This window comes from Enterobacter sp. V87_3 (assembly GCF_029967835.1).
GTDB lineage: Bacteria > Pseudomonadota > Gammaproteobacteria > Enterobacterales > Enterobacteriaceae > Enterobacter > Enterobacter cancerogenus.
On record NZ_JASCAM010000022.1, the window covers coordinates 205,500 to 227,146 of the forward strand.

At 54.6% G+C, this 21,647-nt stretch carries 20 protein-coding genes; 6 read left to right on the forward strand and 14 right to left on the reverse strand.

Features of this window, described 5'->3' with window-relative positions:
• Positions 1-84 precede the first annotated feature (84 nt).
• The 12 genes from QLG21_RS10285 to QLG21_RS10340 all read right to left on the reverse strand — a co-directional run bounded on the left by QLG21_RS10285 (position 85) and on the right by QLG21_RS10340 (position 13,927).
• Positions 85-1,818, reverse strand: coding sequence for a lipase (locus tag QLG21_RS10285; protein ID WP_101737797.1), 1,734 nt, complete (start codon positions 1,816-1,818; stop codon positions 85-87).
• A 27-nt stretch (positions 1,819-1,845) separates the two neighbouring features.
• On the reverse strand, positions 1,846-3,207 hold the full coding sequence (locus QLG21_RS10290; RefSeq protein WP_282484326.1) for a TolC family outer membrane protein: 1,362 nt from the start codon (positions 3,205-3,207) through the stop codon (positions 1,846-1,848).
• The gene (locus tag QLG21_RS10295) at positions 3,207-4,520 is read right to left on the reverse strand and encodes an HlyD family type I secretion periplasmic adaptor subunit (protein WP_282484327.1); all 1,314 of its coding nucleotides are present in this window, start codon (positions 4,518-4,520) and stop codon (positions 3,207-3,209) included. The genes QLG21_RS10290 and QLG21_RS10295 overlap by 1 nt, the downstream gene beginning before the upstream one ends.
• Positions 4,513-6,237 (reverse strand): type I secretion system permease/ATPase, encoded by a 1,725-nt coding sequence (locus tag QLG21_RS10300; protein WP_282484328.1) that lies wholly within the window; start codon positions 6,235-6,237, stop codon positions 4,513-4,515. The genes QLG21_RS10295 and QLG21_RS10300 overlap by 8 nt, the downstream gene beginning before the upstream one ends.
• 577 nt (positions 6,238-6,814) lie before the next feature.
• Positions 6,815-7,318, reverse strand: a complete 504-nt coding sequence (locus QLG21_RS10305) for a DUF523 domain-containing protein (protein WP_282484386.1) — start codon at positions 7,316-7,318, stop codon at positions 6,815-6,817.
• Positions 7,319-7,403: 85 nt separating this feature from the next.
• On the reverse strand, positions 7,404-8,072 hold the full coding sequence (locus tag QLG21_RS10310; protein ID WP_006175027.1) for an epoxyqueuosine reductase QueH: 669 nt from the start codon (positions 8,070-8,072) through the stop codon (positions 7,404-7,406).
• Positions 8,073-8,257: 185 nt separating this feature from the next.
• Positions 8,258-8,632 carry a cell envelope integrity TolA C-terminal domain-containing protein gene (locus QLG21_RS10315; protein WP_042320531.1) on the reverse strand — a complete coding sequence of 125 codons (375 nt, stop codon included), beginning with the start codon at positions 8,630-8,632 and terminating at the stop codon, positions 8,258-8,260.
• Positions 8,633-8,907: 275 nt separating this feature from the next.
• Positions 8,908-9,522 (reverse strand): Tat proofreading chaperone DmsD, encoded by a 615-nt coding sequence (gene dmsD, locus QLG21_RS10320; RefSeq protein ID WP_137272104.1) that lies wholly within the window; start codon positions 9,520-9,522, stop codon positions 8,908-8,910.
• A gap of 40 nt (positions 9,523-9,562) precedes the next feature.
• On the reverse strand, positions 9,563-10,417 hold the full coding sequence (locus tag QLG21_RS10325; RefSeq protein ID WP_282484329.1) for a dimethyl sulfoxide reductase anchor subunit family protein: 855 nt from the start codon (positions 10,415-10,417) through the stop codon (positions 9,563-9,565).
• Between the two features lies 1 nt (position 10,418).
• The gene (locus tag QLG21_RS10330; RefSeq protein ID WP_282484330.1) at positions 10,419-11,036 is read right to left on the reverse strand and encodes a DMSO/selenate family reductase complex B subunit; all 618 of its coding nucleotides are present in this window, start codon (positions 11,034-11,036) and stop codon (positions 10,419-10,421) included.
• A gap of 10 nt (positions 11,037-11,046) precedes the next feature.
• Entirely contained in the window at positions 11,047-13,485 is a 2,439-nt protein-coding gene (gene ynfE, locus QLG21_RS10335) for a selenate/tellurate reductase subunit YnfE (protein ID WP_137848521.1), read from the reverse strand.
• 136 nt (positions 13,486-13,621) lie between these two features.
• Entirely contained in the window at positions 13,622-13,927 is a 306-nt protein-coding gene (locus QLG21_RS10340) for a DUF1161 domain-containing protein (protein ID WP_058608885.1), read from the reverse strand.
• A gap of 105 nt (positions 13,928-14,032) precedes the next feature.
• Between QLG21_RS10340 and QLG21_RS10345 the strand changes: the two genes are divergently transcribed.
• Entirely contained in the window at positions 14,033-14,743 is a 711-nt protein-coding gene (locus tag QLG21_RS10345; protein ID WP_137848522.1) for a YnfC family lipoprotein, read from the forward strand.
• 17 nt (positions 14,744-14,760) lie between these two features.
• On the opposite strand, the gene speG is transcribed toward QLG21_RS10345, so the two are convergent.
• On the reverse strand, positions 14,761-15,321 hold the full coding sequence (speG, locus tag QLG21_RS10350; RefSeq protein WP_006175035.1) for a spermidine N1-acetyltransferase: 561 nt from the start codon (positions 15,319-15,321) through the stop codon (positions 14,761-14,763).
• A complete protein-coding gene (locus tag QLG21_RS10355; RefSeq protein ID WP_006175036.1) occupies positions 15,321-15,659 on the reverse strand; it encodes a DUF1283 family protein in 339 nt (112 codons plus the stop codon). The genes speG and QLG21_RS10355 overlap by 1 nt, the downstream gene beginning before the upstream one ends.
• A 153-nt stretch (positions 15,660-15,812) precedes the next feature.
• Between QLG21_RS10355 and QLG21_RS10360 the strand changes: the two genes are divergently transcribed.
• The 5 genes from QLG21_RS10360 (at position 15,813) to QLG21_RS10380 (ending at position 21,636) form a co-directional block, all read left to right on the forward strand.
• Entirely contained in the window at positions 15,813-16,139 is a 327-nt protein-coding gene (locus tag QLG21_RS10360) for a YnfA family protein (RefSeq protein WP_088207371.1), read from the forward strand.
• A gap of 110 nt (positions 16,140-16,249) precedes the next feature.
• Positions 16,250-17,464 (forward strand): starvation-sensing protein RspA, encoded by a 1,215-nt coding sequence (gene rspA / locus QLG21_RS10365; protein WP_282484331.1) that lies wholly within the window; start codon positions 16,250-16,252, stop codon positions 17,462-17,464.
• A gap of 14 nt (positions 17,465-17,478) precedes the next feature.
• Positions 17,479-18,498 (forward strand): Zn-dependent oxidoreductase, encoded by a 1,020-nt coding sequence (locus QLG21_RS10370; RefSeq protein ID WP_137848523.1) that lies wholly within the window; start codon positions 17,479-17,481, stop codon positions 18,496-18,498.
• A 73-nt stretch (positions 18,499-18,571) separates the two neighbouring features.
• A complete protein-coding gene (locus QLG21_RS10375; RefSeq protein WP_006175040.1) occupies positions 18,572-19,951 on the forward strand; it encodes an MFS transporter in 1,380 nt (459 codons plus the stop codon).
• 221 nt (positions 19,952-20,172) lie between these two features.
• Positions 20,173-21,636 carry a mannitol dehydrogenase family protein gene (locus tag QLG21_RS10380; protein WP_088207369.1) on the forward strand — a complete coding sequence of 488 codons (1,464 nt, stop codon included), beginning with the start codon at positions 20,173-20,175 and terminating at the stop codon, positions 21,634-21,636.
• The last annotated feature ends 11 nt before the right edge of the window (positions 21,637-21,647 follow it).

Consider the following 21,647-nt stretch of genomic DNA (forward strand, 5'->3'; position numbering starts at 1 on the left):
CAAAAGTACAGAAACGGATGGGGACAAAAAGCAGGATGAACAGAAAGGGAAATATCCCCACAGGCGATCCCGTGGGGATGGGACTTATGCCACAGCAATATGCATCTGTGAAAGCATATCGCTATTAACCCCTACCAGCGTGACGCTGCTGTCACCATACGTCAGCAGGGCGCTATCGCCTTCAAACGAAAGGTGGTTAAGATAGCTGTCATTATCGGCAATACTTTCGTTAGCCATGAAGACCAGGCTGTCGGTGGTTGAGAGGTTGTAGACAGTGTCGTGGCCGAAATCACCATAGAAAAGAAGCGTATTATCGCTGCCGTTCAGGTGAATCGCGTCGTCGGCATAGCCTGAAACCACGTTGTTATTGTTACCGACAACGCTGATATCGCTGTCATTGGCCCCTGAATAGAACCAGCTATCATTGCTGGCGGTAGAAACGGTGAAACTGTTCTGCGTGTCAGCATAATAGCTGTTGGCATAGGCGAGGGAGCCGCTGTTACCTTCTAACCCGTAATCCGTTACTTCCCATGTCGCGTTCTGATTGAAGTGGATACCAAACAGGCTGAATAAGGTGTAGTCAGCATTAACGTACTGGATATCTTCTGCTCGGGTAATATCCCCGGTAGAATACTTAAAGTACAGCGTTCCCTCAGCGTCGTGGCTGAAGGTGAAATCGGCGACATTACATTCCGTGACGTAGGAATTGCTGCCCGCGCCGCCATAAATAACGTTATAGCCACTGTGATCTTTAAAGCTATCATCGCCACCGCCACCGCAGAGATAGTCGTTACCTTTACCCCCTTGTAATAAATCGTTTGTTTCCGTGCCAACAATAAAGGTTGACCCAACATGCGTGGTGGATTTATTCAAATCGGACACCCAGGTTGTCGAGCGGTATTCCTCAGAAAGATTGGATACGATGATATTTGAATTCTGATGCGTCAAATCATAGATTTCAGAATTCATAATGCGTAACGCGCCGTCGGTATACCCCTGACCGGAATGTCCGGCCCATGCCGCCATATTTGCGATGGAGAAGATCTGTAAATCATCGGTCAGGCCTGCATAATAATCATTGAATGAAACGATATTATTGGTACAGGTCTCAAGCGGGGTGTCATGATTAAACAAGCTGTCCAGCGATAAACTGTGGCCTGTTAAAACGCGAAATACCGGGTCGTTCTCGTAGCCGATATTCAGGACTTTATCATCGGCCAGGTTTTGGGTAGGAGAAGCGAAAGCGACATAGCTCGACTCCTCATAAAAACCGCCCCATTGTCCCTGTGCGGAAAGGGTTGCCATGCTGTTAACCGCCAGTCCGCCAAGGCTATGCCCGGTAATAATTACATCGTCACCCGTCAGTCCATTCGCTGTCGCAAATGCGGCCACTGAACTCATGAGGTTTTTATAGGCGTTGAGCACATAATTATCCGCATAGCCATCGATCACCGCCGATAAGCCATCGCTTACGGTATCCATCACCGTGTTAATCGTATGCAGAATCGACGGTGCGCTGGCATAGGTGCCCGTTCCCCAGAAGCTGATACCGATATTGACGAGCTTACCGTTGGCATCATATTTCCCCATCACGTTGCACTCGGCGCTGGATTCCAGAAGGCTTTCGCCATAAAACGCGCCATAAGGGTTAGCACAACCTGAATAGTTAAGCGTTTTACCGTCTAGCACTTTCCAGCCATTCTCTTCGCTATAGGTATAATCAGGATACGTCGCCGCACCAAAATTAATACTCTCTATGGTCAGCGCATCCTTAATAAGCTGCGTGTTTTTCTCACCCTGATAATCAAATACAGGCATGGTCTGTCCCTCTGTTTTATTTTACAATTATTGAGCGAAATAGGTGTCCAGTAACATGACGTTGTCATTGTTTATTTCGCCCGACTGCGCGAGCAAACTGACCCATGCTTTTATGACAGCATGTTTTTCAGCAGTAAGCTCAACGTTGGTTTTATAGAACGCCTGTTCGGCGTTAAGTAAATCGATATTCATGCGCTGGCCCGCCTGAATACTTTTTTTAGTGGCGTCAATCTGTCGTCTTGCGGCCTCCACCGCCGAGGTATAGGCCGCAATCCGTTCTGGCGCATGCAGGCATTTATTCAAGGATTTTTTAATTTCGCTGTAGGTTTTCAGGCGCTGCGCGTCGTGAAGGTATTTGGCCTGCTCATAGCGGGCAGCAGCCTGCCGGACAGACGCTGACACGCCTCCACCGGAAAACAGATCCATGCTGACGCGCAGGCCAACGCTGTCGGTACGGTATTTTTGATTAATGGTGTTGTCGTTGCTTGAGTCATTCTCCGAATGCAACGCGTAAAGCTGAACCCGGGGCAGGGCACCCGCTCGGCTACGCTCGATCTCATAGCGTTTTTCCTCGACACTCTGCCCGGCAGAGAGGATCTCGGGATTATGCAGGGCGGCCTTTTGCTCCCAGTACTGATAGCGGGTGGATGCCAGCGGCAGCTCCAGCGGCTTCTCGCTGAGGGTGGGCAGCGCGGCGGTGTCAGGCAGGCTGATACCCACGATCGCCGAAAGCGCAACGGTGGCTGTATCCAGCGCATCGCGCGCTTCTACCTCATCAGCAACCGCCAGACTGAGCGCCGACCGGGTCTCGGTGACGTCGGTAATCGAACCTTCACCGGACTCAAACTGGCGCTGTGTCTGCTTTTGCTGCTCTTCGAGTCCCTGACGATGCAACACCGCAAGCTGCAACCGCTGGGACGCCTCGGCAACGTCCAGCCAGGCCGTGATGTAACGGTTTTGCAGATCAACCAGACTGCTTCGGTAGCGTTCGTCAGACTGCATTTTTTTGATGATGCCGATGCGATAGCTGGCATAAGCGTCGTAATCAAATAACGGCTGAACCAGGGTCAGCGATCCGGAATAGCTGTCGTACTGTTGGTGTTGAACCACCTCTGTGCGCTCGCCCAAAAAATTTGACTGCTGATACTGCTGTCGTTGCCAGTTACGCGGCGCGCGCTGGTAGCTGACGCTCAGTTTTGGCAGCAAACCTGCCCGGCCTATGGGGATGTACTCTTCCCCGGCAAGCTGATCCTTAACCGCAGCCAGATACTGGGGGTCGTTGTCCAGCGCCATAAACCAGCCCTGCGAAAGGGTTAACGCGCCTGTTGAAAACGGCGTAAGCAGCGCGATAAGCGCTAAAGCGCGTTTTAATTTGCCAGTGAACACCATTATTCCTCTATAAAAGACTGCGACGCACGATCCAGGATCGGTTTCATCAGATAGCTCAACAGCGAGCGTTCCCCGGCTTTGATAAATACCTCGACGGGCATGCCGGGTTTAACGTCTTCTTTTTCCAGTGTTTTCATGCCATCGGGTGAAACCGTAATCTGAATTTTGTAATAAGGTTTTTGTGTGGCGGGGTCGGTCTGACGGTCCGCTGATACCAGCGACACCTGGGCCGGAATTTTAGGCGTTTTCTGCTGATTAAAGGCGGTGAACATCAGGGTGACGGGCATACCCTTGTGGACTTTATCGACGAGCGAGACATCGAGCTGTGAGTCGACAATCAGAGAAGAGGATTGCGGCACCAGCTCCAGCAGCTGCTCCCCGGCGCTCACAACGGCGCTTTCGCTGGCAAGCGCGAGGTTCATGACAACCCCATCCTGCGGGGCAACGACCCGGGTCTGCGAGAGATCGACATCCGACAGCGTCAGCTGTTTTTTACTCTCGCTGATTTGCAGGCGCAGCTGGTCAAGCTGGGTTTCAATCTCTTTCCGGTTGTCGGCCAGGCGCTGCTGCATGCTGCGTTGAAGCTGTGCGATCTGATTGCCTGACTCCACGATTCGGCTGCGGGTTTCGCCCAAATCGCCTGCCAGCGATGCAGATTGCACCTGAATGTCGAGATAGCGGTTACGCGGGAAATAGCCCTCGGCCATCAGCGGCTTCAGGTCTTTCAGTTGACGATTAAGCAGCGCGAGCCCGCTTGCTTTGGTCTCGGCAGTTCGGACAAGCGCATCGCGCTGGCGTTCCAGCCCGGCGATGGCCTGCGCGTCGTTTTGCTGCGCGCTTTCCAGCGCCTCCTTCCTTGCCGCCATGAGCTGGCATTGCTGAACAATAATGGGATGGATAACCTCTTTCAGCGCCTCTTGTTGCGCTTCAGGCGGTAGTTGCAGCTCGCTGACACCGGCCAGTTCTGCCTGGAGGCGGCTTTGCGCGATAAGGGCCGTCAGGTATTGCAGGCGGGCGGCGCTCAGTTGCGCAAGCGTCGATCGCTGGCTCAGCAGCACCAGAAGATCGCCCTTATGTACCGTCTGGCCCTCTTTGACGGCGATGTGCTTCACCACGCCGCCAGTAGGGGCCTGAATGGCCTTACGGTATCCGTCAACCATTACCGTCCCGGAGGCAACCACGCCTTTGTCCAGCGGTGCCAGGGCAGCCCAGAGCAGGAAAGTGCCCAGACCGGCCAGTAATACTATCCAGCCAAGGCGGACAAACGGGTTAACGTTAACGGCTGGCGCCAACAGCGCTTCGCGGTTATGCATGGGCTTTTCCTTGTCCTGCGGGCGCGGTTTTCGGCTGATTCGCCGGTCGGGCTGCGTGCTGTAAGAGCTGTGATGTCGGGCCGTAAAGCTTTTGTTTTCCGCCTTCCAGAACCAGAAGGTGGCTGGTGAGGGGGAGGATCCCCGGCCGATGCGAGATGATCACCACCGTTTTTTTTTGCTGACTGAGCTGGCGGATGACCTGCTGCAAGGCCAGCTCACCCTGTTCATCAAGGCTGGCGTTAGGCTCATCCAGTATCACCAGCGCGGGATTGCCATAGAGCGCCCGCGCCAGGCCAATGCGCTGCTTTTGCCCGCCCGAAAGGGTCGTACCCTGTTCGCCAATCAGGGTGTTGTAGCCGTCGGGCATGCGCAAAATCATCTCATGTACACCTGCCAGCTTTGCGGTGGCGATGAGCAGAGGCGAATCGATCTCGCCAAAACGCGCAATATTCTCAGCGATGGTGCCGGTGAACAGCGACACATCCTGCGGCAGATAGCCTATCCCCGGCCCGGCGTGTTGCTTCTGCCAGTGGTAAATATCAGCGCCATCCAGCCTGACATCGCCTTCACCAGCAGGCCAGACGCCGCATAACACTCTGCCAAGACAGGATTTTCCCGATGCACTGGCCCCCACAATACCCAGCACGTCTCCAGGTTGTACCTGGAGATTGATAGCGTGCAGAAGGGGTTGCTGCGCATTTCCGGGTGCGCTGACGGTCAGGTTCTCCACCGTAAGAACGCCCTGGGCCGCAGGCAGGCACACACTCTCCTGCACCGGAGGATAGTCGCGGATCAGGCAAGACACGCGTTCCCAGGCCTGTCGGGCAGACCGATATCCCCGCGCCACGCCGATGAGTTGTTCAACCGGAGCCAGCGCTCTTCCCAGTAAAATGGAGCCTGCAATCATCATACCCGGTGAAATGTCACCCAGAATCGCCAGCCAGCAGCCCAGCCCCAGCATCAGGGACTGCAGCGCCATGCGCACCGTTTTGGTGATGGCAGACATCAGCGCAGCCCGTTCGCTCGCTGCGCCCTGGCAATACAGGAACTGTTGATGCGCCCGCCACCAGCGGGCCTTAACGTTATCCGTCATCCCCAGCGCCAGCAGGATCTCGGCATTTTGTAGGGTGCTGTTTGCCTGATGGTTAGAAAATAGCGCATGGCTGCCCGCTTCGTTTAACAGCGTACGGGTCATTTTTTCGTTAATAAACGCCAGGCCCAACAGAAGAAAAGCCCCTGCAAGCGAAAACAGGCCAAGCCAGGTGTTAAACAGAAAAATGACGCCGACATAGACGGGAAACCAGACTGAATCAAAAATCGCAAATAGCGCCGGGCCGGTAATAAACTGGCGTAAGGTCGTCAGATCGCTGATGGCCTGGCCGGCGTTCGGGCTGCGCTTCACCCGATTTTTTTCGCATGCAGCGGTATAGAGTGCTGGCGAAAGGGCGTTATCAAACTGATTACCTAACCTGATAATGACGATACCCCTGACATAATCCATGAGTGCCATAATGGCAAACATAAATACCACCAGCAGCGTCAACATAAACAGGGTCGCCGTATTCCCGGAGGGCAATGCCCGATCGTATACCTGCAACATATAGATGGAAGGCGTAAGCATCAGAATATTTATTACTGATGAGAAAAAAGCAACGGTGAGGAATATCCGCGTGCGCTGATGTGTAAAATTCTTAAATATCCCCAAGGGTTCATTCATTTTTTAGACTCTGGCGTTGTTCCGGCACGACCCGGGGATGAATATGCGCGTCATTAAAAAGAAAAACAAAAAATTAACAATTAATATCAGGCCATACCTACATTGCGCGGAATAAATGACCACATTGAGCGAGTTACAAGCTTATAAAAATGTAACTCTATAAATAGTAAAGGAAAAGCTATGTGTACCGATAGGTTGTCCGCCTGCCGCAAGGCGTTTATTTGCCTCGCGTAAACCCAATGCAGGCTTACGGGGAATATGTATAAACCATCGTCATCAGGATCGCAACAAACAATAATAAAGATACGCACTTCATGTAAAATTCTGATTACTTAACTCTGTCTAATAATGACAATGAATATCCCGATCGACCAGTTACGCCTTTTGTTATGCGCGCCTGTAAAAACTTTTTAAGACTTAGCTTATGCGTGGCGTTATCCATTTTCAGGGCAGGGCGAAACGCTGAGGATATTATTCTGAAAATTGAAGCGAGAGGAGTAATAAATAATACATACGCGTAATGACACGGCTGGCTTCAAAAATGTCCGCTTCCGGCAAGAAGCGGAATAGCTCAATTTCAGGAGGTGTGTCCGTCTCTTTCTTCTATCCACTGCACCAGCTCTGCCACCTGAGCTTCGGAGAATACCGCGATGCCGTGTTCGGAAAGCAGTGATGCCGCGACTCCCATACCGGGTTTACGGGTATTGTTAAATGAACCGTTATAGATAGTCTGGCTCCCGCACGTCGGACTGCCGTCAGTTAACAATGCGGCGCAACATCCTGATTCCTGTGCTGCCCGCAGGGCCAGCCACGCAGCGAGCTGATAGTGTTCGGTAACATCCTGTCCGGTATTCTCAACTATTCTGCCGTGGCCGTGCATGACATCGTGACCGTCCGCTAACTGAATTTCAGCTGGTGGACGAGGAACAGGTAGCCCGGCGGCCAGTTCAGGACAGTGGATCACTAAGCGTTGTTCCTGTTGCCACTGAGATAACTGAGCGATCACCCTTGCTTTATCACTTCCGTTATAACGAACCCGGAAACCCATCAGGCAGGCACTTACGAGGATTTTGCTTTTCATCTTTTTTTTGGTTTTGAGAGGAGTCATACAGCAACAAAATGTAAAGCTGAAAAAAGGAGCTTTTTCAGCTTTGTGTGGGCAGAGCTTATTTCCCTTCATCCTCTTTTCCGTAATAGAGTTGTCCGAGTTTGATCAATGGCCTGCCCTGCGATTTACGATGCATGTTGGTATCACGCAGTGAATAGACGCAACCACAATACTCCTGCTGGTAAAACTGTTCGCGCTTGCTGATCTCAATCATGCGCGATGATCCGCCTTGCTTACGCCAGTTGTAATCCCAGTACACCATTCCCGGGTAACGGGCAGCAGCACGTTGTCCGCAGTCATTGATCTGTTGCATATTCTTCCAGCGGGAAATCCCAAGCGAGCTACTTATTACGCTGAAACCATGTTCCGCCGCATAGAGAGCCGTGCGCTCAAAACGCATATCAAAACACATGGTGCATCGAACGCCGCGCTCCGGCTCCCACTCCATGCCTTTCGCGCGTTCAAACCAGTTGTCAGTGTCATAATCTGCATCGACAAAAGGGACGCCATGTTTCTCGGCGAAGCGAATATTCTCCTCCTTTCGGATGAGATACTCTTTCTGCGGATGTATATTCGGATTGTAGAAGTAAATGGTGTAATCAATGCCCGACGCCTGAATGGCCTCCATGACTTCCCCGGAACAGGGGGCGCAGCACGAGTGCAACAACAATTTATCTGCACCGTCAGGGAGTTGTAGTTTTGGTCGTTCAAATTTATCAAGAGCCATAAGTCATTTTTTCAGCAAAGGATACTTGCGAAAATTGTAGCATTTAAAAGGGTGTTGGAAGAAACGCGATAAGTATCAGAAACGTCTGATACGGCGTTTAACCTTCATAGGCGCTATTAGGAAGCTTATTCGCAGGAATTACTGTACGGAGGAAGATATAAGCATTGCAGAGGGTTATTATGATGCTAACCGCGCATATTGAAGCCGGATTTTTGGAAATCTCTATAGACTTCCGGGTTGCTGAAGGCCGGGAATTTGGCTTTATGAGCTGCTGATTCAATCGCTTCGCAATAGGCTTTGTTGCCGTCGCTGGTTGATATTTTTAAAGGTTTACCATCTTGAGCAAATTCAATATGCAACCTGCATTTTTTCCCTTTCCAGTTTTGCGACCCATCAAGTTTGGCATTTACTGCTGCCCTGATTGCCCGCGCTTGCGCGCCCCATTCATCCTGGTCATCCCAGCGTCCTGAACTGCAAATACCCGTAGCTGTGGTTTTATGGCATCCGGAAGGATGTAACGGCGCGCATCCCGCGGTCAGGCTCGCAATAATGAGCAGCATAACAGATTTTTTTACTGTTTCAGAAACTCCCACTTCTTGTCCCTCAAGCCTTATAAACCCCAGCACGAGTGGCATATTTTCCGGTCATTACTGGTATCTTTTCAACTACCAATTATCTCTATAAATTGGATGTTTCGAGTGAGCGTTCTGTATAGACGGGACAAAAAACTGCGGTTTATTACTAAATATCATCGGCTTACACGCATATGGATAGCCCAAGCGCTACAATATCAGGGAAACCAGGCTTACTCCACATCAAGCAAGCCTGGTGTTTATTAGCGGTAAAGCGGCTTATCCGCCACCGGAATAAGCAACCTTGACTGCCAGTCTGCCAGGGTCAGTTGCGCGAGTCTACCCAGCGCGATATAGAAGGGATGTCCTGCACTTTCGACAAACTCGGACAAAAAGCGCGTGCTCCACGGCAGCAGGTGCCAGGCGAGAAGCTGATCGCGTTCCGCCTCGCGGCCATTTTCAACAAGCCATGCGGCCAGCAGCAGCAACGTGCCGAAGTGGTCTTCCGGTTCGTTTTGCTGCATCTCAAAATGGATGTTGTTATCGCGCATCCACTGGCGCAGCGCGAGAGTGGAATCCCCAAACAGCACAGATTCACGATCCAGCCAGACGGAGCCCCACGGTGGCGCGGGCAGTGCGTACGGCCCGACGAACAGGCGTTGCCAGGCTTCAGGGAGTGACTCATCCGCAGGCGTATTAAACGCGTCGGCGATGGGCAACAGGGTCTCCTGATCCAGCGGCCAGGCCTGGTACCAGTCACCTGCAGCGATGGCCTCCACCAGCGGCGCAATCTGCTCGCTGTTCGGGGCAAAATAAAACAGTGCGCCTAATACTCGGGCGCTAAACGCGAACGCGTCGTTCTCAGAAACTTCATTCATTACAACATTCCTTTCTCGTGCGGGTTGCCCCGCACGCTTATTAACCCGCAATCGCCATACCGACGGTCATGTGCAGACCATAGAATAACCCACGACCCAGCAACTCGCCGAGAACAACCAGGATGACGCCTGCAAAAAGACCGAAGGTTCGTGGCGTCTGACGACGAACCAGCGGGCAGAGCCAGCAGCCTAACCCGGCTGCGACCAGCACAATACGTGTGGTTTGCAGCGAACCATAGTCCGGCAGCAGGGCGCTTGCCTGCTGAACGGAGCTGTGAATCATCGCTACATCAGCGGTCTGCATGACGATAACCGCGACGCTCGCCACCAGCGCGAGCACGCTCACCGAGGCGAAAACAGTGCCTTTAAACGGTGCTCCGGCAGCGCGCAGTAACAGCGCCGCCAGCAGAGGGCCACCCAGCGCAGCGGTCAGGAAAAAGGCCAGCGTGGTGTAGCTCGTGTACCAGGTGGGGACAGTTTCAATCTGATAGACGCGGGTCATCGCCCAGACGAACACCACACCCAGGATCTGACTCACGATCATCCATACCTTGCCAAGCGCAGGCGGCATTTTACCTGTCACCGATATCAGCCACCAGAAACCGCCCACCGCAAAGAATACTGAACCGGCGGCAATCTCGTTGCTCAGACCCGAGGCACCGATGCGGTTCAAAGAGTTAAAGGCGCGAAGGGGGGAGCCAAGATGGAGCACTGAGGCCATAAAGCCGATCCCCATCACCACCCAGAGAAAGAACATGCTGCGGACAATCCGCGCCTTCACCGCCTCGTCTTTTTCCGTAAACCAGGTCAAACCGCAGACGATCAACGCCCCGACCACGCACTGCCCGAACACGGTGAAGATCACCAGCGGCCATTCATGCCATCCACTTCCCATCTCACACCTCCTTCGGGTTTGCCAGATAGCCCGTGGTATCCCCGGTCGGGCGGCTGTTGGCGTTAGGTTTAATCACAATGCTCGGCCTGGTGAAGTGCGCGGACGGCAGCGGCGCAACCGCCGCCAGCTGGCCGTGCTTTTTACGCAGCTCCTCAATCGGGCCAAAGTCCAGCGCGCGCAGCGGGCAGGACTCAACGCAGATCGGCTTTTTGCCGTCCGCCACGCGGGTGTGGCAGCCGTCGCACTTGGTCATGTGCCCTTTGGCGGCGTTATACTGCGGTGCGCCGTACGGGCAGGCCATGTGGCAGTAGCGGCAACCGATGCAGACATCTTCGTCCACCACCACAAAACCATCCTCACGCTTGTGCATCGCGCCGCTCGGGCAGACCTTGGTACACGCCGGATCTTCGCAGTGGTTACAGGCAATCGACAGATAGTAGGCAAACACATTCTGGTGCCAGACGCCGTTATCCTCCTGCCAGTCGCCGCCCGCGTATTCGTAGATACGGCGGAAGCTGACGTCCGGGGTGAGGTTTTTGTAGTCCTTACAGGCCAGCTCGCAGGTTTTGCACCCGGTGCACCGACTCGAATCAATAAAAAATCCATACTGGGTTGTCATCGGTTACTCCTTACGCCTTCTCGATCTGCACCAGATTGGTGTGCTGCGGGTTGCCTTTTGCCAGCGGCGACGGGCGGTGCGTGGTCAAGGTGTTGATGCACGAACCATGGTCAACGCGATCGCCGTTCATGTTGGCATCATGCCAGGCCCCCTGGCCCATAGCGCTCACGCCCGGCATGATCCTTGGCGTGACCTTGGCCGGAATGCGCAACTCGCCGCGCGCGTTGAACACGCGAACCATGTCGCCGTTCTTAATGCCGCGCTGGCGGGCATCGACAGGGTTCAGCCACACCTCCTGACGGCAGGCGGCCTGCAGGATATCCACGTTGCCGTAGCTGGAGTGGGTGCGCGCCTTGAAGTGGAAGCCGAACAGCTGAAGCGGGTAGGTGCTGCGCTCAGGGGCGTCCCACCCCTCAAACGTCGAGGCATACACCGGAAGCGGGCTGATGGTTTCATCCTTGCCCAGCTCCCATGTACTGGCGATAGTTGCAAGCGCGCTGGAATAAATTTCGATTTTTCCTGACGGCGTTTTGAGCGGGTTTGCCTGCGGATCTTCGCGGAATTTTTTATAGGCCACAAAGTGTCCCGCCGGATCTTTGCGTTTGTAGATCCCCATATTTTTCAGCGCGTCGTAGGACGGCAGCAGCGGATCTTTTTCGAGCATTTTCGCATACAGATACTGCAGCCACTGCTCCTGGGTGCGGCCTTCGGTAAAGCGTTGATGAATATCCGGCCCGAGGCGTTTCGCCACTTCACTCATGATCCAGTAGATAGGCTTGCGCTCAAACTTCGGTGCGGTGACGGGCTGAAGGAAAATCAGATACCCCATGTTGCCTGCATAGTCGTTAGGAATAATATCTTCCTGCTCTACGGTCATCAGGTCGGGGAGGAGAATATCCGCGTACTTCGCGGACGAGGTCATAAAGTTGTCGATGACCACGATCGTTTCGCATTTACTTTCATCCTGCAAAATGTCGTGGGTTTTGTTGATGTCCGAGTGCTGGTTGATGATGGTATTGCCGGCATAGTTCCAGATGAATTTGATCGGAACATCCAGCTTATCTTTGCCGCGCACGCCGTCGCGCAGGGCGGTCATCTCCGGGCCTCGGGCAATCGCATCCGTCCAGCTAAAGCAGGAGATCTGCGTCTTTACCGGGTTATCCGGCAACGGCATACGTTCGATGGTGATGGTGTAAGTTGATTCACGGGCACCGCTGTTGCCGCCGTTAATGCCGACGTTACCGGTCAAAATCGGCAGCATCGCGATCGCGCGTGACGTCAGCTCGCCGTTAGCCTGACGCTGTGGCCCCCAGCCCTGGCAAATATAGGCTGGTTTCGCCGCGCCAATTTCCCGGGCAAGCTTAATGATACGGTCCGCAGGAATGCCGGTGATGCGCGACGCCCACTCAGGCGTTTTCGCCGTTTTATCGTCGCCCTGACCGAGAATATAGGCTTTGTAATGGCCGTTGGCAGGCGCGCCTTCCGGCAGCGTTTTTTCATCGTAGCCGACGCAATAGTTATCGAGGAAGGGCTGGTCGACGAGGTTTTCATTAATTAATACCCACGCAAGACCGGCCACCAGCGCGGCGTCGGTACCTGGACGAATGGGGATCCACTCATCTTCGCGTCCGGCGGCGGTGTCGGTGTAACGCGGGTCAATCACGATCATGCGGGCGTTTGAACGCTCGCGGGCCTGCTCAAGATAGTACGTGATCCCGCCGCCGCTCATGCGCGTTTCGGCCGGATTGTTGCCGAACATGACCACCAGTTTGGTGTTCTCAATGTCCGAGGTGCTGTTGCCGTCGTTACTGCCGTAGGTGTACGGCATCGCGCAGGCGATTTGCGCCGTGCTGTACGTGCCATAGTGGCTGAGAAAACCGCCGTAGCAGTTCATCAAGCGCGCCACCAGCGAGGCGTAAGGGGAGGAGCGGGTAATATTGCCGCCGACAATCCCGGAGGAGTAGTTAATGTAGACCGCTTCGTTGCCGTACTTTTCCACGACGTGTTTGAGGCTGTCGGTGATGGTATTCAGCGCTTCGTCCCAGCTGATGCGCTCAAACTTGCCTTCACCGCGCTTACCGACGCGCTTCATCGGGTAATTCAGACGATCGGGGTGATTGATTCGACGACGGATCGAACGCCCGCGCAGACAGGCGCGAACCTGGTGATTACCATACACGTCGTCGCCGGTGTTATCCGTTTCGACCCAGTACACTTCGTCGTCGCGAACGTGCAGGCGCAGAGCGCAGCGGCTTCCGCAGTTAACCGAGCAGGCCCCCCAGACGACCTTATCGTCAGCAGGCGTGACGGCGTTTTGTACCGCGGCGGCGGCACGCTTCAGACCAAATGGCAGCGATAGCCCACCGGCGGCAAGCGCCAGCGATCCTATTGCCGTAGATTTCACCAGAGTTCGGCGGCTAATTCCGCCGTGATGTTCAACATCAGACATGACTCACCCCATCATTGTAATTAACTATTATTTTCACCCGTGATTACAACCGGGCTAATGATGGGGTGAATGTTACTTATTTGGGGGTATTAAATATTAATCCTCGTCAAGGGAAAGGGTATTGATAAGCAGAAAATTACTGAGGCTCGCTCGGTGCATTTTCCTGCGTACCCGCGCCACTTACGGGATAGTTACCGCTGCTTGTGCGGGTGTACAAAATTTTAAAGGTATCGTTGGCACAATGCCCAACAACCTGTGCATCGGGCTGGTCGGCCTGATCGTTCGGAACGATGTTGAGCGTAAAGCCTGATTCCGGCACGCCGTTGTTAATGATTTTCTGCTGAATATCGCTTTTCACGCGCTCGCAAGAATCCGGTGCAGCCAGTACGGCCGGTGAAGCACTTAACAGCAGCAGGGCGGTAGTCCAGGTTAACCGTTTCATCTGTAGCTCCTTTTCTCTGTGTGTAGATTAATTTTAGCAGGGATCGTGTAAACAACTGTATTTGCTAATATGATTGGGAATAATCTCTCTGTATCGGTAAATGATGTGAAGAAATATGTAGCGATAACCCTTCTGGCGACAGCGCTGGCAGGGTGTGACGACCACTCCGCACCGCTCAGTTTTACGCCGGAGATGGCGAGTTTTTCAAATGAATTTGATTTTGATCCCCTGCGCGGCCCGGTGAAAGACTTTACCCAGACCTTGTTCAACGACAAGGGTGAGGTGACGAAAAGGGTCACCGGAACGATGTCGGAAGAAGGCTGCTTCGATACCCTGGAGCTGCACGATCTGGAGGCCAATACCGGCGTGGCGCTGGTGCTCGATGCAAACTATTACGTCGATGCCGAGACCCAGCAGCAGAAGGTCAAGCTGCAGGGAAAATGCCAGCTGGCGGAGCTGCCTTCCGCAGGCGTGACCTGGGACACCGACGATAACGGATTTGTTGTCGCGGCCCACGGCAAAGAGATGGAAGTGAAGTATCGTTACGATGCGGATGGCTACCCGCTGGGCAAAACGACCGTATCGGGCGATCAACATCTGTCGGTGCAGTCGACGCCGTCGAAGGATCTGCGCAAAAGAATGGATTATACGGCGGTAAGCCTGCTCAATGACAAGCCGCTGGGTAAAGTAACGCAGAGCTGCGACTACGACAGCCGCAATAATCCGGTGAGTTGCGAGCTGGTGATTGCCAATGACAGCGGAAAAAACGCCGTTGAGCACAAATACACCATCAAAAACACGATTGAGTATTACTGAGTGAACAACCGCGCAGGCTACTGCGCGGTCGGTTTCAGAAGGGTCGAGCCTGAAGCTTTATGTTCCGCCAGATGCTGATGCTGGAAGATACACATGCGGATGGTGTTGCGGTATTCACCGTTAATAAAGAACTCATGAATCAGCTCGCCTTCCACCATAAAGCCAAGCTTGCGGTAGATGTGGATCGCCTTTTCGTTCTCTTTATCAACAATGAGATACAGCTTGTAGAGGTTAAGGACGTTAAATCCGTAATCCATGGCCAGCTTTGCCGCCCGGGAGGCGAGACCTTTTCCCTGATGTTCAGGGGAAATGATGATCTGAAATTCCGCCCGGCGGTGAACGTGGTTAATCTCAACCAGCTCGACCAGCCCGGCTTTCTCGCCTTCGCACTCAACGACAAAACGGCGCTCGCTTTGATCGTGGATGTGCTTGTCGTACAGATCCGACAGCTCGACAAACGCCTCGTAAGGCTCTTCAAACCAGTAACGCATCACGCTCGCGTTGTTATCGAGCTGATGGACAAAGCGCAGATCTTCACGCTCCAGCGGGCGGAGCGTGATGTCATATCTTGCCGCCATTAGGGTGCAACCACACGGCCAGTGCGGCGATCCAGACAGCGCAGGGTGTTTGGCTCCCAGTAGGCGTTGGTGTTGGCGCTTTGCTGGCATTTATCACGCGCATCAAACGCAACATCTTCTTTATCCCACTCTTTCTCGGCGCGTTTATTCACCTTCTGACGAAGACTGCGGGTGTCATTCCATTGTTCCTTGTCCATGGCGGCGTTCTGACGGCTTTGTGCGCTATCACCAGACTCAATGATGAGTTTGCTGGTTTCAGCGGAGGCTGTGTTGATCATTGCGCACGTTGACAGCGCCAGCAGGGCGGTCAGACAAAGGCGTTTGCTTAAAGTAGTCATAGCGTGTTCCTTGAATAGCGGTGCAGACAGGCAGTATAACCCGTTCGAATTCTACACCAAACCAAAATGGCGACATACCCGCACAGCAGGTATGGAAAACGTCATTTAATTATCGCGTATGATGGTTAAATCAAACATCACAGAACGATAAAAATGCTCAAAACGACACTGCTTTTTTTTGCCACCGCGCTGTGTGAAATCATCGGCTGCTTCTTGCCCTGGCTTTGGCTGAAGAAGGGGGGATCGATAGCGCTGTTGATCCCGGCGGGCATTGCGCTGGCGCTGTTTGTCTGGCTGCTCACCCTGCATCCCGCCGCCAGCGGGCGCGTGTATGCCGCTTACGGTGGGGTCTACGTGTGTACCGCGCTGTTGTGGCTGCGCGTGGTGGATGGCGTTAAATTAAGCCTGTATGACTGGTCAGGCGCGCTGATTGCCCTGTGCGGCATGCTGATCATCGTCGCCGGTTGGGGGCGCAGCTAGCGCCCTGTTTTTGTGATCGCTCGCTGATTTTATGATCATTATACTTGTATGGTAGTAGTGTAGTTGCGTAAATTTCCTGCATCACAACGAACGATGTAAGGAACCGGATTATGAAGATTGTCGGGGCTGAAGTTTTTGTTACCTGCCCGGGGCGTAATTTCGTCACCCTAAAAATTACCACCGATGAGGGGATCGTTGGCCTGGGCGATGCCACGCTGAATGGACGCGAGCTGTCCGTTGCCTCTTACCTGAAAGATCATCTTTGCCCCCAGCTGATTGGCCGCGATGCGCACCGCATCGAAGATATCTGGCAGTTCTTCTATAAAGGCGCTTACTGGCGTCGGGGGCCGGTCACCATGTCTGCCATCTCGGCCGTGGATATGGCGCTGTGGGATATCAAAGCCAAAGCGGCCAACATGCCGTTGTACCAGCTTCTTGGCGGCGCATCGCGCGAAGGGGTAATGGTTTACTGCCACACCACGGGTCACACCATCGACGACGTGCTGGAAGATTACGCCCGCCATAAAGAGATGGGCTTCAAGGCGATCCGCGTGCAGTGCGGCGTGCCGGGAATGAAAACCACCTACGGTATGTCTAAAGGAAAGGGGCTGGCGTACGAACCCGCCACCAAAGGCGACTGGCCGGAAGAGCAGCTGTGGTCCACGGAGAAATACCTCGACTTCACGCCGAAGCTGTTTGACGCCGTGCGCAGCCGGTTTGGCTTCAATGAGCATCTGTTGCACGACATGCATCACCGCCTCACACCGATTGAAGCGGCGCGTTTTGGCAAAAGCATCGAAGCGTACCGCATGTTCTGGATGGAAGACCCGACGCCTGCCGAGAACCAGGAGTGCTTCCGCCTGATCCGCCAGCACACGGTCACGCCGATTGCGGTGGGCGAAGTGTTTAACAGCATCTGGGACTGCAAGCAGCTTATCGAAGAGCAGCTGATTGACTACATCCGGACCACCATTACCCATGCGGGCGGGATCACCGGGATGCGTCGCATTGCGGACTTTGCTTCGCTCTACCAGGTGCGTACCGGCTCGCACGGCCCGTCGGATCTCTCGCCGATTTGTCACGCCGCAGCGCTGCATTTCGACCTGTGGGTGCCAAACTTCGGCGTACAGGAATATATGGGCTACTCCGAGCAGATGCTGGAAGTCTTCCCGCACAGCTGGCGCTTCGATAACGGCTACATGCATCCGGGCGACAAGCCGGGGCTGGGCATTGAGTTCGACGAGAAGCTGGCAGCGAAATACCCGTACGATCCGGCGTACCTGCCGGTTGCGCGTCTTGAAGACGGCACGCTGTGGAACTGGTAAACGAGGAGCGAACGATGAAAAGCATAGTGATCCAACAGCCCGACGCGCTGGTGATTGAAGAGCGCCCGATCCCGGTACCTGCCGCAGGCGAAGTGCGCGTCAAAATCTCCCTGGCGGGCATTTGCGGCTCAGACAGCCACATCTACCGTGGGCATAACCCGTTCGCCAAATATCCGCGCGTGATTGGTCACGAGTTTTTTGGCGTGATCGACGCCATCGGCGAGCACGTGGAAGCGTCCCGTCTTGGCCAGCGCGTGTCGGTTGACCCGGTTATCAGCTGCGGCCACTGCTACCCGTGCTCGGTGGGCAAACCTAACGTCTGCACCTCGCTGGTGGTGCTGGGCGTTCACCGCGACGGCGGCTTTAGCGAATATGCCGTGGTGCCCGCCAAAAACGCATGGCCAATCCCGGATGCCATCCCTGATAAACATGCGGTGATGGTCGAGCCGTTTACCATCGCGGCCAACGTCACCGGGCAGGCAAACCCTGGTGAGCAGGACGTGGCGCTGATCTACGGCGCAGGTCCGATGGGGCTGGTCACCGTTCAGGCGCTGAAGGGCGTGTATAAGGTGAAACAGATCATCGTGGTCGATCGTATTGACGAGCGGCTGGCGATGGCGCAACGCAGCGGCGCGGACTGGGTCATCAATAATGGCGAACAGTCTCTGGAGGCTGTGCTGGAAGAGAAGGGCATTAAACCTACGTTAATTATTGATGCCGCCTGCCATCCGTCGATTTTACAGGAGGCCATTACGCTGGCCTCTCCGGCGGCGCGTATTGTCCTGATGGGCTTTTCCAGCGACCCGAGCCAGATTGTTCAGCAGGGCATCACCGGCAAAGAGCTGTCGATATTTTCCTCGCGCCTGAATGCCAATAAATTCCCGGTCGTGATCGACTGGCTGGAAAGAGGGCTCATTGACCCTGAAAAACTGGTTACCCATACCTTTGACTATCACCACGTTACAGACGCAATCGAACTGTTTGAAAAAGACCAGCGGCAGTGCTGCAAAGTCTTGCTCACGTTCGGCCAATAATAATTCACGCGGTTAAGAGCCTGCGCAGACAGGCTCTGAGTGGTACGCATCTTACCTTTTAGAGATAGCCATTATGACTCAAGCACAACCTCAACGATCCACGTCCGACCTGGTAAAAGCCGCCGTCTCCGGCTGGCTGGGCACCGCGCTGGAGTTTATGGATTTCCAGCTCTACTCGCTTGGCGCCGCACTGGTGTTCCATGAAATCTTCTTCCCGGAACAGTCCGCCGCGATGGCGCTGATCCTCGCAATGGGCACCTACGGCGCGGGCTATATCGCGCGTATCGTCGGCGCCTTTATCTTCGGCAGAATGGGCGACAGCATCGGACGTAAAAAGGTGCTGTTTATCACCATCACCATGATGGGGATCTGTACCACCTTAATTGGCGTATTACCGACCTACGCGCAGATTGGCATTTTCGCGCCGGTGCTGCTGGTCACGCTGCGTATCATTCAGGGCCTGGGCGCCGGGGCGGAAATCTCCGGGGCAGGGACCATGCTGGCGGAGTACGCGCCGAAAGGAAAGCGCGGCATTATCTCCTCCCTGGTGGCCATGGGCACAAACTGCGGCACGCTGAGCGCGACGGCGATTTGGGCGGTGATGTTCTTTGCGCTTGATCGCGAAGAGCTGGTTGCCTGGGGCTGGCGCGTGCCGTTCCTTGCCAGCGTCGTGGTGATGATCTTTGCCATCTGGCTGCGAATGAACCTCAAGGAAAGCCCGGTATTCGAGAAAGTGAACGATGCAGAAGCTGCCGCACCGCAGGCCGTACAGGACACCTCTCTGGGCGCGATGTTCAGAAGTAAATCGTTCTGGCTGGCCACCGGGCTGCGTTTCGGTCAGGCGGGCAACTCAGGCCTGATCCAGACGTTCCTTGCGGGCTATCTGGTGCAGACGCTGCTGTTTGATAAAGCCATTCCAACCGATGCGCTGATGATCAGTTCAATCCTCGGGTTTATCTCCATTCCGCTGCTGGGCTGGCTATCGGACAAGGTGGGACGCCGGTTGCCTTACATCATTCTCAACATCTCGGCGATCGTTCTGGCGTACCCGATGCTGTCGATCATCGTTGACAAGAGTTATGCCCCGGGCGTGCTGATGCTCTCCATCATCGTGATTCACAACGTGGCGGTGCTGGGGCTGTTTGCCCTGGAGAACATCACCATGGCGGAAATGTTTGGCTCGCGAAACCGCTTTACTCGCATGGCGATTTCGAAGGAAGCCGGCGGCCTGGTCGCGGTGGGCTTTGGTCCGGTGCTGGCAGGGATCTTCTGCAACATGACCGGCTCATGGTGGCCTATTGTGGCGATGCTGGTGGTTTACTCGCTGATTGGGCTGGTCTCTGCACTCCTGATGCCTGAAGTGCGCGACCGTGATTTGAGCGACGCTGAAGATGCTGCCGAAGTGCCTCAGAAAGAGCGTGCGGCATACGGGGCACTCTCCACCCGGCGTTAATGGTTTATATGTTATGGGATATGTCACACAACTTATTGTTCATGTCACACCACATGGCAAAAAGTTAATATAAATCAATATCTGAAATCGACGTATCAGTATGGTTGATGGCAGTCCTTTTTTTCTCGCTACTGCCATTCTAGTTGGTGTAGTCAGCAGGCGCTGTCGCTCTTGCCGGAGCGGCAGCGGTTCTTAGCTTTCTAATTTAACGAGTCACAATCATGGAAAATCGGTTATTACAGGCGAAGGCCACGCTGCCTCAGTACGATCGTGAACGCCTCAACGCGCGTATTGTTCACCTGGGCTTTGGCGCATTTCATCGCGCACATCAGGCGGTCTACGCCGACATTCTTGCCGCAGAACACGACAGCGACTGGGGATACTGTGAAGTGAACCTGATCGGCGGTGAACAGCAGATCGCCGATCTGAACGCGCAGGACCATCTCTACACCGTGGCGGAAATGTCTGCCGACGCCTGGACCTCCCGCGTCGTGGGGGTGGTGAAAAAGGCGCTGCATGCCCAGGTTGATGGGCTGGAAGCTGTCCTGTCGACGATGTGCGAACCGCAGGTGGCGATTGTTTCGCTCACCATTACCGAGAAAGGGTACTGCCATTCGCCTGCCACCGGGCAACTGATGCTCGATCATCCGTTTATCGTAGCGGACCTGCAAAATCCTCATCAGCCAAAATCTGCACCGGGCGTTGTGGTTGAAGCGCTGGCGCGGCGTAAGGCAGCCGGCCTGCCGGCCTTTAGCGTCATGTCCTGCGATAACATGCCGGAAAATGGTCATGTGATGCGCAACGTTACCTGCGCCTACGCGCGTGCCGTGGACGCTGAACTGGCAGACTGGATCGATGCCAATGTGACCTTCCCGTCAACCATGGTCGACCGTATCGTCCCGGCGGTCACGGCCGAGACGCTGGATAAAATTGAACAATTGACCGGCGTTCGCGATCCGGCTGGGGTGGCCTGCGAGCCGTTCCGTCAGTGGGTGGTGGAAGATAACTTTGTCGCCGGGCGTCCACAGTGGGAAAAGGCCGGCGCTGAGCTGGTATCAGACGTTATTCCTTTTGAAGAGATGAAGCTGCGTATGCTTAACGGCAGCCACTCGTTCCTGGCCTATCTAGGCTATCTGGCGGGTTACCAGCACATTAACGACTGCATGGCAGATGCGAACTACCGCAAAGCCGCTCACGCGCTGATGCTGAAAGAGCAGGCCCCAACGCTGAAAGTGCAGGGTGTGGATTTAAGCCATTACGCCGATCTGCTGATCGCGCGTTACAGCAACCCGGCGCTGCGTCACCGCACGTGGCAAATTGCGATGGACGGCAGTCAGAAACTCCCGCAGCGTATGCTTGATTCCGTGCGCTGGCACCTGGTCCATCAGCAGCCTTTCCCGCTGCTTGCATTGGGCGTGGCGGGCTGGATGCGCTATGTCGGCGGCGTGGACGAGCAGGGTAATGCCATCGAGGTAAGCGATCCGCAGCTGGCGGCGATCCAGTCAGCGGTAAACAGCAGCGCAGAAGGCGAGAGCCGCGTGAAAGCGCTGTTGGGTATCGAGGCGATCTTTGGCAAAGAACTGCCGCAGGAAGCTGTTTTTGTCGATGCGGTAATGAACGCGTACCAGATGCTGCTACAGAAGGGGGCGAAGGCCACGGTGGCGCAATACGCGGCGCAGGGTTAATGCTTTACATG